This is a genomic window from Pelagicoccus mobilis (assembly GCF_016595505.1).
Classification (GTDB): domain Bacteria; phylum Verrucomicrobiota; class Verrucomicrobiia; order Opitutales; family Opitutaceae; genus Pelagicoccus; species Pelagicoccus mobilis.
In genome coordinates, this window is record NZ_JAENIL010000007.1 from 142,304 (window position 1) to 156,880 (window position 14,577).

Below are 14,577 nucleotides of genomic sequence, written 5' to 3' on the forward strand. Positions count from 1 at the left end.
AATGAGCAGAGCCCTCCTCTCTTCCCTCGCTGCCGCATCCCTAGCCGTCAGCGCAGCCACCGCCGCGACCCTCGAGTATTTTTGGAACACCGACCCCGGCCTCGGCAACGGCATCCAAATCGACATCGACGATCCTGTCGACGGCCTCGTCCTCGATGAGCTAAACCTCTTCTCCCCCTTCACCCCAGGAAACCACGAGCTGTTTATCCGAATCGCCTACCAGGCGGACCAGTGGGGTCCCACGTATTCTGCAGCCAACTACCAGATAAGAAACGACTACGATGTCACACAACTAGCATCAACCCACTACCAAATCAAAAATGCGGCCGGAGACATCGTCCACACCAGCGAAGCCTTACCGCTGACTCCCTTCGGCAATAGCGTCCTCGCCAATGTCGACATCGACACATCGCAGCTCTTTCTCGCCGCAGGAGAGTACGTCCTAGAAGTCATCGCCACGAACCAGTCTGGCATCACGACCACTCGCCGTCACCACTTTGTCCTTACACCGTCTCCCAACCAACCTCCAGTTCTCAAGTTTCTTACCGCGCCCGAGCTCGCTGCCATCGACGAAAACGAAACCGACTCCGCGGGAACTCTCGTTTCCGACCTAGTTGCTCAACTCGATTCCAAGCAGGCGACCGACCCCAACAGCGACGCCCTCTCTCTCGCCCTGACAAACCTCGATTTCACAAACGGAGACTGGCAATACCTCATCCAAGGCGAAACAACCTGGATAAACGTCGATCCACCAAAAAAAGGAACAGCATTCACCCTTCTCCCCAGCGATCGCATTCGCTTCATCCCTGACGCGGACTTTTCAAAAAACATTCCTCAGGCTTTTCGCTTCCTCCTATGGGATCAGTTCGCAGGCCCGACTCACGGAACGCTAGAGATCGCAAGCAACGAGGCTAAAAACACACTGTCGCAATACAGCGGATACGCCTCATTAGAAATCACTCCAGCCCCAGACGCCCCAGTCGCCACAGAAAAAACCAACTTCCTGGCCCCAAGTAACGGCGCCACCGTGCGACTCGACCTTACCAAGATCTTCAAATCCCCAACAGGCTCCCCCCTCACCTACAAACTCGACAAAGTCGAAAAGCCCGAGCTCTTCGATAAATACAGCATCGATCAAAAGGCAGCCGAGCTCGTCCTCTTCCCCAAATCCGGAAAATCCGGAAGTTCAGGCTTCGACCTTTCCGCTACCGACAAAGACAACAACAAAGCCTCTGCCAATCTCTCCATAGAAGTCGTATCCAAAAACCTGGCTCCAACGTTCAAGAGCATCCCATCAATATCTCTCGACAAATCCACACTTAGCAGATCCATCAAACTCGCGGAGTTCGTCTCCAACCCCGAGAGTCCAGACGAGGCCGTCACTTACAGTATCAGCCGCCCCACAACCTCCCTCCTCAGCAAAGTCACCCTCGATCCAGCAACAGGCGAGCTGAGCATCGAAGCGGCCGACGCAAAACTCGGCACCACAACCCTATCCCTTTCAGTCACCGATGAAGCGGGAAACCGGGTGTCTCAGCAGCTTCGCGTCACCGTTTCCACAAATCCAGCTCCCATCTTGACCGATCCCTCTTTCCACAAGTCGCTGGAACTCGAGCTCAAGCAAGCCACCCCCCAAATAGGGAAAGCCAGTCCAGTAGAGTTTTCGTTCCGAGGAGACTTGGGAGCGACCTACCAACTCCAAAAATCCACCAACCTACGCGACTGGAAAGGTCAAGAGAGTATCACAATTTCAGATACTGCGATCAAAGGAGCCCTCGCAGGTCAACTAGAACCCGGCGACGCCTCCGCCTTTTGGCGTATCATCAAAACCGCCGAAGGCGTTCCCCTCGCCATATCCGAGATCATCGCCACCTACGAGTCGGGAAGCGACGTCGACGGCATCCTTCTCCAAATAGAAAACACCTCACGCGAGCAGCTCGCAAACGTCGTCTTCTACGACGGTACGATCCTTCTCGGAAACGCCACCGATTTAGGCGACGGCCGTTGGGCCTTCACCGTGCAAACGGATCCAAGCAATCCTCGCACCACCGAACTCTTCGCGATCGCCCATAGCACAGAAGATCATCAAACCGTATCCAGTACAACCCGACTCCTCCTCGCCGATCCCGCGCAATTCGTCGCCCTCAACGAAAACGGCGATCCAGACTACGGAGCCCTCATCTCTCTAAACGAAGACGGCTCGCTCCCCGCCTTCCGTTACTTCCCTCAAGGCTCTTCACCAACAGATCCACTACTCTGGCTCAACTTCCCCTCCGGCACCCGGCTCGAGCAAATCGCCGGCCGCAAGCAACTCAGCTTCGAATCAGGACAACTCATCCTCGGCTCCGCACCTGACGAGCCCTTCGCCATCCCCACCGGTATTCTCCCCACAGACGACTTTCAGTTCGACCACCTTGCCCCCCTCCTTGGCAACATAGTCTCCGATGGTCTCCCCCTTCTCCTCTGGCAAACCCAATCACTCCTCTGGACCGGCGGCCCCTTACCCTCTTCATCCGCTTCTACTTCTTCATCGACTCCCCCTCAGTTCACCCTTCTCACCACGACCCCAGTCCCTGCTCTGCAAGCCCCTGCAGCTCCACCTCCCCCACCTCCCTCGGGTCGTGCAACACTATTACAGCAAACTTGGCATGGCGAATTCACGCTCCCCGGAGCCAAGGCCAAACTCACTGCCACCCCAAACAACCCCCTCTGGCTCTCCCTCTACCCCAACGGATCCTTCCTCCTCAAGGGTGCCGTCCAAGTCGAGCTTGAGAGTGGAGCTAAATTCAAAGGTTCCCTCCACTTCGCCCATCCTCGCTACACCATCAAGATCGGAGCAGAGTCAGTCGAAATCCCCGCCCTCGGCAGCCTCGTCGATATTCTCCCTGACAACCCCGATTCCTGTCTCCCAAATACCGATACACCCAACGCAGAGGAACTCGGCCAACTCCAGGCCTGCTTCGACAGCTATCGCCTCGCCTACAGAGGTTTCGCCACCGCCGCAGATAAAAACGTATTTGAAGAGGATCCCGCCGATGGATTCTTCGCCATCAACGCGAATCTCACTACAAGCGCGATCGACGCATGGGCTCACGGCCTCGCCGCTCTCCTTGAGAACAATATCAATTCCCCTCTCGAAGCCGTCACTGGCCAACGCCTATCAGAACTCTTCGGCACCGAAACGAAATCCGCCATAGCCACCGGAGACCCACTCTACATCGCCGAAATGCTCGAAGCGCTAACGCGTATCCAAAAATCGATAGCAGAAGCTCCGGACCTAATAAGTTCAAACGACGCCGAAAAACTAGAACAACAAGTCGAAAGCCTCCGCACCACATTTCTCAAGCAAATCGTAAACCCATCCCTCTCGCTCTCCTACGAGCAGTTCTCTCGCATCGTTCATGCGTTCGTCGAGATCGAACGCCTCCGGTCCGCTACCGGCTTCAACGGCTACGAATCATGCATGGCCGAACTCTCCATCCTCGTCCAAACCTACTCGGACCGCTACGAGCTCGAGCTTGGTCTCAAAGTCGCCGCCCCCGATCCCAACGACGCCAGTCAAACAGTCATCCGCCCCTGGCAAGGAGGCGACCCGACTCCCGCCTACAAGCTCATGAACCGTTTCGAACTATTGTTCATGGTCAATCGCGGTATGGATATCGAAGCTAGCAAATCAGCCCTCGGGGCTGCTAGCGACTCTTGCTTAGCCGAGGCGGCAGGCATGCTCGACCTAGTAGCAGACAAAGTAGAAGAAGACCTTGCTGTTGCTGAAGCGACTCGTAGTCGTCACGCCATCATCCTCGCGCTCCGAGACATGCTCGATATTGAAGCGGCCCGAGCTCAGGCTGGGCTGGCTGCCGGCACAACCCTCGCCGAAATCGTCGAAGCCTTCGACGACTATCCGGAACCTCCCGCAGGTCAGAACTTCAGAGAGTTCTTAAAAGAAGCGCGCTTCATAGTCCACGTACTTGACCAACTCAAAACAGAGGAACTCGCGGTAGAGTATGGAGAAAAACACTACAACCGTTTCGCAAACACACTCGACACCCTTTTCGAAACCTTCCCGCACTACCCTGCCGAATCAAGAGACTACCATGCGATTGAAACGGCCGCGATTCTTGAACTCTGCCTCCTTCGCGATCGACTCTACCGCTCCGGAAACTACGGAAGCGAAAATCCCAACGATCAATGGACGGCCGGCACAAACACACGCCTATCTCGGATCATCGCACATCTCGCAGAAATCTCGGGAGCAGTGGAAGGCTCCGAGCGAAAACCAGTTTGGCAAGCAATGGACGTAGCGGCAAATTACATTTTCGAGGAAGCCGAACTCATCTCAGAAGAGTACAAAAAGGAGCTAGACGAAACCAGCCGAACCGATCTGAACGCCCGCCGCTTTCAACTCTTATCCCACTCCGCGTCATTACTTTCACACTACAGGTTTGCAACAGTCGCTAGCTGGAACGAAGAAGCAGCAAGCCTCGGAACGCATGAGTCCCTTACCGACATGCTCCTCCCAGGCGATATCCAGCTCCAAAAACTAGCCGGTGCCGCTACCTTCGACGTTCGCACCGGTTTCTTCTCCGGAGCGTTCTCCGGCGAAGTCCAGCTCCCGAAATTCAACACCACCCTCATCGTCCCCAACGGCTCCTTCGACACCCTCGGTAATCTCGCCTTCTCCGTCTATGGAGAAACAAGCTTCCCAGGCTCACTTGAAGGCGAGTTCGAAGACTCCGTTCGTTTCTCCGTCCAAGAGAGCCGCCCCATGAGCTTCGAATTAAACAGCAACGGCGAATTCGCAATCGGTGGCAGCGCTCGACTCGACCTCCCCAACGGAATGTTCTTCGAAGCTTACCTCGATATCGACGATCCCGAGTACCTGTTCGGAGCGGAAGCGGGCGGAGTGAAGTTCGCGCTTACCAACGCGGTACGTTTTTCACTGCCCGCCTTCGATCCAATCAAATTCGATACCGCGACAGAAAACAGCCAAGCGCTCTACCAATATTTCTCCGCGCTGAACAAGAGCTTTACTCCCTTCGTAAAACGCGCCGCTGAACTTCCGGAACCAAACTTCACCGATATCGGAAAACCTCCCTACTTCGCCACTCCCGAGATCAATATCAAATTCGACACTCTCAACGCCTGGGCAGGTCTTTTCACCGAAGAACTCGGGGATGCAGTCAACTTGGGTCTCAACGACGCCGCAACCGCCACTCAAGCCCACCTGATTCCTTTTCTCATAAACATTCTCATTGAGCTCCGGGCAGCTAAGTCTTCGGTAGACGGAACCGTCGCGCAGATTCAATACTTTCAGAGGCTTAACGAACTGGCGAATCCAGTCAAAAAGGCCCTCGACAACAGTGCCCTGGCATCTGCCACCGGACTGGAGGGATCGGAAACTCTCTCCGAGATCAGCGACGAACTTGACGAAAGCCGTAAATTGGCTGCGGAACAAATTGAGAATCTCGACGTATCCAGCAACTCCTTACCAATCGTATTAGCTCTGGGAGAATCCGCTCTCGACCTTGAAGCCAACTATCAAGGGCTCGGTGGGGACGATGATTCCACTCTCGCAGATCTCGGAGCTTCGCTTGACGAAAAGTTCGAAGACGTCGAAACTCAACTACTCGAACGCTATGGCATCAGTCCAAGCACTCTGAAGATCGTTGATCGTAACAAGTACAGTAAGCTCAGCCGCGGAGAGTTTAAATATCTGGTCGAGACCTTGCTACGGATGCGAGCAACAGCAAGCAGCCTCGGAGTGGATAACCTCGATATGTCGATACTCGAATCCCTATATTGGATACGCTACGAGGAGCTCGTTCGAGAAGACGACGAAACCACTCCCGCCAACCAACGTCGTAACGAGACGCCCGAACAAAGACTCAAACGCAAGCTCGAGGCGATGTATGTCTTCGAAAAGCTCGACTCAATTGCTGAACCATCCGCAGAGGACTACGCTCCGATCAGCAGTATAGTCGAAGACTACCAGGACGACCTAAGGCTTCAGCGCCCGGAGCTTACAGACGCTCAAATCCAACTCGAATCAGGTAAGGCTCTGGCACGCGTTTCCCAGGCTGTCCGCGATCAAGAGGAAGCCGCGAAGGCGGAGCACCGCCACCTCAGAGTTGCGGAGGCGTCCAGCATCCGAGCCGCTAAGTCAGCCGTGGAGAAACGCGAGGAGCGCAACCCGCTCTACAAGCTCTTCAACGTTCTTGTCACCTTTGCCCAGAATTCGGGCAACACCGCCGCGAACCAAGCCGCTTTCACCTCCCTAGACGCTTACCTCAAACGCCAGATCGAGATCATTTCCGAGTCCGAGCTCGAAACTCAAGACATCGCCAATGTCGCCAATTCAACAGCCGACGCTCTGGATATGTTGATCTTCGCCATCGAGTTTGTCGGCGTCCCCCTCGAGGGATTCACCCCCTCCTTCGATGCCGATGTGGTAAAGCCGAAACTAGACGCGATCCAAGGCAAATTCAACCTATGGGTCGAAGGCAGCCAAGCCTTCTGGCTCGCCCAGCAGCACCTCGATACCGTCACCGCCGCATACAATAACTACAAGGACGAGCTGAAGCCCATCGCCGCAGACGCCCTGCTCTCCAGCGCCGTCGACGGTCTCTATCTGATTTATGATGTGCTCAACCTGATCGGCGCCCAGTTCGATGCCTTCGAACTGAAAGACTACGTCGTCTCCCTTCCCGGCGACATCACGCTCGAACGCATCTTCGGCGAACTCGCCTTTAATCGCGAAACCGAAATCTGGCAGGTTAAACTGGGCGGCCGAGTTTCCTTCCCTGAGATAAAGGATAAGAACGGCAACCCCGCTTATTTCGAAGTCGTCGACTCCACCTTCCACCGCACCGAGGGCTTCTCGCTACAACTCAAAGCCCTCACCCCTGTCGCCACCCAAATGGGAGGCGAAGACGTCGAACTCATCATCGACGGCGGTTTCAACCTCTCCGGCTCCTGGAGCGGTCGCATAAACTCCACCAAGTTCGATGCCGAAATCCAACGCGATACCAACGGCACCATCGAAACCTACGCCGCTGAAATCCTCTACGCCTACGATCCCGACCTCCAAGAACACAAGTTCGGCATCGGACTCGAGTTCACCGACGACATTATGTTCGGCAACGACGTCGTCGTCTTCACTGGCGAGATCAGTGCCGATGTCACGGCCCAAGAGAACGAGAACGGATCAAACTTCACCTCAGCCACCTACCACGCAGGAGCGAAAGTTGGTATTCTAAACAAGAATACAGAATTCCCGGAAAACTACGATCCCGAGCCCGAAGACTTCAAACTACTCTTCACCGGTGGAGTCGTTCTCGGTACCAAAGCCAACGGCGATGTGCTCATCGCCCTTCGCGAGGGAAACCTCGAACTCCCCGAAGGCTTCCAATCCCAAGCCTGCGGTGAAGACATCGAAGGAGCCGTCGATCCGGACGCGCCTCGAGCATCGATCAGCATCGCAAACCTCGAGTTCAATTGGCTAAACGCTGACCAAGCAGTACAACTGGCCGGCTCTCTCGCCCTATCAGACATCCGTTTCGGCATCGAAGAGTACGAAGCAGTCTGGGTTGACGTGTGCAGCATGTCTCTGGATTTCGCATACGACTCTGGAGAGAAACGCTCCAGCGCTTCCTTCTCCGACGTCAACGCCGTCATCAACATCCCACTCCCCGATGAAAAATACGCGCGGGCCGAACTCGACAACGGAAACTGGACACTCGGTGGATACCCCGCTTTTGAACTCTCCCTAGTCGAAGATCTCGAACTCTTCGGCAACGCGCCTTTCAGTCTAACGCTGCTCGGCCAAAACGACGAAGGGGAACCCAAAACATCACTCACCTTCGAAGACCGCATCCTCACCCTGACCGGTTTCGCAAAAGGCAGAGTCGAGGGCATGTTCCAGAACGCGGCAGGCGACCCCGTCGATCTCGTCGGTGGCAATGCAGCCATACTGCAAATCCAACTGCCCGAGAACGGTTCAAGCCCAAGTTTCGACGACTTCGCCTTCGAGCTCGATGCCATTGAAATATCCGCAAATTCCGAAAGCGAACTCTACCTCGGCGAAGCGGGCGAAGGGCTCTTCGTCATCAATCCCCGCTTCCGCCTCGAAAACCCGCTCGGCATCTTCGCCGCCGAATTCGGCCTCGACTTCGACTTTGGCGTAGGCGTCGCCCTATCCGAAGATGGCGAAAACACCGGCGAAACCGTCGCCCTCTCCACCAGCGGTTCCCGTATCGTCTTCTCGCAAGAAGAAGGCTCCCCTTTCTTTTTCCCGGGCAAGACTTGCTACACCTACGGCACAGCGGATGGAGATGAAGCAGAGGGCGAGAAACTCCTCGGCGAAGGCGAAGACGATCTACCACTCACTGTCAGTGAACTCTGCCTCGACTTCCGTTCCCCGTCATCGGATTCCGGATACTTCTCCCTTTTCCCACCCGACGGACAATCCTACGCGGTTTTCGACGCCAACAACATCGGCATAATCCTCTCCGCCGACCTCGATATCGCCGACATCATCACCGGTTCGGTCGACGACCTCGAGCTCCGCATGGTCGACGGCAAGCCCTCCGCCAACGTCAACGGACTCGGTTTCGGCGTAAACCTAACTGACACTATTGGCTTCCCCGCCACCGGCACAGTCTACATCGGCGGCCTTCAACATTTCCCGCAGATCTTCCTCTCCGGAAAGATTACCATCAACATCAAAGGCAACGCCGTCGACGGTATCGGCGTATTCGATTCCTCAGGACTCCGTGGCGTCTGCTTCGGTCTCGCCGGTTCCGAAGTCAACATCCCCCTCCCCTACGGTTTCACTCTCAACGGCGGTCAAGGCGGTATCGCCTTCGGCAACAACATCAGCGATCCCTGCTCCTTCAAACGTCATTTCCCCATCAATCCTAACACGGGAGCTCCGCTTTCCGGCAGCACCGCCCCCGATCTTCCGCTTCCAGACCTCACAGAGTGTTCCCTCATCACCTGGGAACAACTCGTCCAGCTTCGGGACGATCTGCAAGACACCTCGGAAGTCACCGCTGCCGCCGAACTTGCCGTCAAACGCTACCGACTCGAACGCATCCTCGTCCTCGAGTTCAACATGAGCAGCACAGATGCCGCAGCCGCCCTCGAAGGGCTCGACTCCAGCGAAATAGACACACTCCTCGCGGACCTCCGTGCCGACGTCGCCGAAGCCGAGTCCGAAGAAGGATCTGTCGAAAATTTCACCCTCTGCCCCGATCCAAGCAATTGCCCGCCACCGGCTCTTGGCATCGCCGCACAACCACACCCCGAAGCGTTCGTATCCGGTTCCGAATACGAAGGCCGAGCCATCTTCAAATTCACCTCCATCGATGAGGCCACCCTCAACGCCTTTGGCATCACTCCCGAATCAGTCGCCTCCATCGTCGGAACAGGAACGGTCGATCAAATCGCAGCCAACATCGCCCACAAAATAGTCTCCGGAGTCGGCGGCATCATTCCACGCCTCCCTGATGACTTTCCCGACCAAATCGTAGCCGACGCCATCAACGACGGCATCGAGCAAACCCTGCGCGATATCGAGCTCGGTTTCGCAAACACCGTCCTCTGCGCCATCAACGCACTGGACGCTCCCGAAAACGCGGGCGAAGTCTATGTCGCAATCGCCGAAGCCGCCTACGCAGGCATCCCCTACCAAGACATGGTGATCAAAGTCTCCGGAGAATTCTCCTATATCGGAGTCTCCTCCTTCGCCTCTGTTACAGGCGGCATGATAACATCCACCAGCGGAACCGAAGGCCTCGTCGGAGATATCAAACTCTTCGGCGTTCCCGTTGGCGGAGCAGAGCTCTACCTCAACAAGTTCGACGCCTATGGCAACATCGCCGCACCAAATCTCTGCGGAAAAATCAACGCCAAGATCGGACCTCTCGAACTCGGATCCGCGGCCTTGCTCTTCGATTGCCCTGGCTGTGTCGAGAAATCCTTCCGTGCCGTCGAAAACGCAGTGGACAGTCTCTCCTCGCAATACGTCTACGATATCATGCGAAAGCTCGAACGAGACTACCCAGACTTGTCACCGAACCTCAACTACAGCCCACTCGAACACTTCAACCAACTCGATTCAGACGACAAACGCCAAGCCTTTCTAGGCAACCTGATTTCCTTCCCTCCCACAGACGCCTTCGGAAACTACTCGGAAGCCTACATCGTATTCTTATCCGAAACAGCCAACGCCATCATACCACGCCTCTCTACCTGCGGTGCCGTTCAACCCAAGCTTTTTGGGTTCCCACTCACCGGCGGCAACGACGCCTTCTCATTCAAAGCCTACGCCGGTCCCAAGAGCCCAGATCCCAATGCAGTTTTAGAAGGCGTCACCTTGATCGAGAGCTTCTCCTTCTCCCCATCCCAAATTCTCCTCCGCACTTTGACTGGGGACGCAGGCGGAGCCGGCGGCCTGCTCTTCCCTGCGTTTGACCAAGCAACCGCAAATCTACGTTTCGAACTCCCAGATCCCGGCACCATCGTTCGCGATCAACTCACCAAGGACCCCGTGAACTTCGCCAACGAACGTATGAGCGACCTCATCTCAAACGCTGTCACCACATTTGAATACGAGCTCGCACCATTCGGCCTACAAATGGGACGTGCCGGAGGACGCATCCTCATGCCTTCGTTCGACCGCCATCCTCGTAGCGGTAAGTCCATCTTCACCCAATCGACACGCTTAGGCCCAGTTCCGAGCTACGACGATCAATTGGAGACACGTGGACTTCCTTCACGCCTCGAGCTTCTCCTCGCTTCCCTCGGCGGCAACGCTGGATCTGACGCGCCCAACCATTTGGCAGACCCATTCTGGTCTGGCCACGGCTCCGAAGCCTTCGATCTGCTCTTTGCGGGAAGCCAATACGAAGGATCCTTCCATGAGAGAACAAACCTCACCGACGACTTCTTCCCTCACGGAGGGCTTCTCGGAGCTGGGTCACTTTCCTTCCCCCGCATCCTCACGCGAGGGCTTCCTCCAGAAGCAGCGGAGATTCTGGTTCCCGGCGAGGGCTACTCTTATTACCTCCAAAAAGCAGAGGGACTCTTCAGCTACTTGTTCGAAGTCGACGAGGTCGGCGAACTCGCCTTCTACGTCCCCGCCCCAAATCCTCCCGTATCCGACTTTCCTGACAATTCTCAAGAATTCATCGATTTGCTACTCAACTTTGATCCGGATCTCAATTTCGATGAGTTCTACCCTGGCGACAAAGCGTTTATGAGCGGATGGGCCGATGCCACGATATTAAACATCCCAACCACACGCTCCACTATCGATCTCGACGGAGACGCCGGAACACTGAACATTCTTTCCGAACTTCCGAGCGGCTCTTGGCTTTCCTACCTGATCGGCCAAGCATCAATCGAATTTGAAATAGCGCCAGGCGAGGAGATCGATGGCTTCGACCAATTCTGGGGCACGTACAAAAACGTATTCAATAATCCAGACGAAGCGTCAGAGAGCATCAAGCAGCTTGCTGAGGATGTCCTCGATGGGAGCGCCAACAACGCAGAAAACGTAGTTAACTACTTGCGAATGCTACCAAAGATCTCTGCCAACCTTGCCGGCCGTGACTTGATCATCCCAAATCCAATCAGCTTCACGAACAGGATAGCCACTGTAAGAGAGGCGAGCTTTGAAGCCTACTCGCCCTACTACCACCGTGGATCCAAGAAAAACACCACCCCGATCGGCCTGGCTCGCTACCTTGGCGGCATCGCCTTCAAGGGTGACCTAGAGGTCGGTTCCGGCTTGCTCTCAGTCCCGGACATCGAATTCGCCGTCACCCCGAACGCCACAGATCCACTCGCATTCCCGACGATCGCAAGCAGCTTTGAACTCAGCTCTTTCGACACCTCGAACCTAGTTGAGGCAAACACTCCCAATGTAACTTTCAAAGGAGACTTCTATCTCGCTTCGGATGAAGGACGGATCTCGATCGCCGCTGTAGCGCCCTATCTCTCGATTCCCCTCTTCGGCCGCCTTCTTCCGCTTCAGAGCGACGAAGACGGCCTGATCACAACGCGGATAGCCAGCAGTCTGGATTTCGCCTCCTCAGATTGGGCAGATCTCAACCTTTCCGTCGATGCGGGACGGATTCAAGGTCCTTTCTTCGCTGAAGGCCTCTACCTCCATCTGCACGGAGAAAACGACACCGATCCGTTCTCTTTCGACGACGACGGACCTTGGACCGCCTCAGCTCACTTCGAAGGCGAAGGCGGTTTTGTTCTTGGCCCCAACTCCAACACCCCTTGGCTCGAAATCGATCCCATAGATGATAATTGGAAAGAGATCGCCAGTATCGCAGCTTCGGATACAGGTCTCACTATCTCTAACCTACCAATAGGTGCTAGGATTTCATTCACAAATCAGTTCCCCGCTACCGAACTTCGCGGTAAAGAAGTCGCGATCGGCAGCTCCGGCACAATCAGTCTCTCTCTTCAAGGTGAAGACTTCAATCTAATCGCCTCGATCGATAACCCTCTCCCCTTCGCCTCTCATTTCGACATTCAAAGCGGCTTCGACCTCGAAGTATCCAACGATCGGATATTCATCAACGGTAGCCTAGACGAAATCGCACTCAGTGAACTCGCGTCCATCAAACCAGCCAGCGGTGATAGCATTGGTTTCAGCTTTGAACTCTTCCCTGGCGAAGGCGGGACATTTAGTATCCAACCGGCAAAGCTCGAACTCTGGACCTTCGGACTTCACCAAGCCCTCAACATCGACGGCGGAGCGCCGGACGAACCGTTCACGTTCTCCGGGTACGAAGCCTGGAACGCTCGAGTCACTCTCGACGCTCTCACCCTCGACCCAGACGGTCCATTCAATGCGTTCAACCCGATCGTCACCATCTCCCCGACCGGAGGAAAAGGAGCCCTTATCGATGGCACAATCAACGGCAACGGCTTCGATCAACCAGAGTTCACCATCGCTCGCCAGGGCAACGTAGACGTCACATGGTTCCCGGGACAGGGTAGACGCCAAGCCCAATTCATCAACGTTGCCCCCGGCAACATCGTCTTCGGTCTCGATAGCGAGCGCTTCGAACTCCAAGTGGAGGCACCAGAGGGAATGTTCGATTTTGCGAACCTTCCCGATCTCGAGCTCCCCGGCAGCGTCACGATCACCAAGGACGGAGTAGTCGCGACACTCGGATCGATAGCCGCAGTATCTTTCCCAACAAACGCCAACCCTCCCCTCCTCTCCATCGACCGTGGAAAAGGCGGTACCTTCACGCTCGACAGCGACGGGATCAACATCAGCTACGATCCGCCGGGCGTAGAAGTCCTCGGAGTCGACGTTCTTCCAGCTGAAATCGACAACGTGAGCATCATCCTAGGCGGAGCTCAAGACGTGCACAAGATCGAGTTCACCACCTCGGATGACATTGGCTTCCTTGGCACCGATCTGATCGAACTCAAAGCCGGCACCCACAAATTCTCTACGCGACTCGACTTTGACGAGTTACCGAGTCTGGCCGCTGAACTAGATGCCCGACTAAACATTCGTCATCCGAATCCAAACAATCCGCTCCAGATCGTAACGACCCCCATCGACATCGACCTCGACTTCGATTCCTCCGGCGAAATGGATCCGATCACGCTCCGTTCCGAACTACCATCTATCGATTATGGATGGCTTCAGATAAACAACAGCGCCGTGCCAACCGGAAGGGGAACGATCACCATCGACTTCCCACGTACCAATAGCTCAGGAGCCTTCTCACTCTCGGCCGCAGGATGGGATTTCAATATTCTGGGTGCCCAGTTTAACAACCTTGGTATGAGCATTTCCACTACAGGCGAGATTACCGCCACCGCCGGTAGCTCAACGACCGAGTTCGACATCGGCGAAGCGATCGGTCAAATGCTCGTAAACCTGAAGGCCGCCCTCCCATTCAAATGGAACCTCCAAACCGGCGAGATCGGCATCAGCATACCAGAAGGAGCAGAGCTAAGGTTACCTTGGACTCAATTCTTCGACGGCAGCTTCGCCGACGGCATCCCCCTTCCTGCAATTCCTGAAATCGGAGCCGACGGAAGCTTCAACATAACCTTCATCCACAACGGCTTCGACCTCAACGGTACCCGTATCGGAAACGTGAGAGCCTACCTCAGCCGTGAAAACGCATCATCTCCCATCGTATTCGAAATTCCTGACGACCAGTTCTCCAGCAATCCACTCCTTGAGGATCTTCGCTTCAACCTTCGAGTCGATACCGATGGGAACTTCGCCAGCAACATAGAAGGAGCACTGAGCGTCGAACTCGAAACTGGCTTTTTCCTCACTAACGCCCTCATGGACAGCTTCGACAACCTTGACGGGACAAACGACAACAAGATCCGTTTCGCCAGCGTCGACCTCGATATAACGCTCGCAGCGATTCTAGAATTCACCGGTACAGTCAAACTCCTAGACAACACCTTCTCCCTCAAACTCAGCCGCCAGCAATCCTGCGTAGACTTCCAGTTTGGCCCCCTCGATCCGCCGAGCTCCTGCTTCACTCTTCCAAATCTGAACCCGGCACCTTAAGG

Annotated in this window: 1 protein-coding gene; it reads left to right on the forward strand. The window is 55.4% G+C overall.

Going from position 1 to position 14,577, the window contains the following annotated elements; genetic code table 11:
* Window position 1 precedes the first annotated feature (1 nt).
* Window positions 2-14,575, forward strand: coding sequence for an Ig domain-containing protein (locus JIN87_RS05270; protein WP_200354481.1), 14,574 nt, complete (start codon window positions 2-4; stop codon window positions 14,573-14,575).
* Window positions 14,576-14,577 lie beyond the last annotated feature (2 nt).

Excerpts from the sequence above, each read along its gene's own strand:
- JIN87_RS05270 (WP_200354481.1), top strand. The coding sequence starts at position 2 with ATGAGCAGAGCCCTCCTCTCTTCCCTCGCTGCCGCATCCCTAGCCGTC.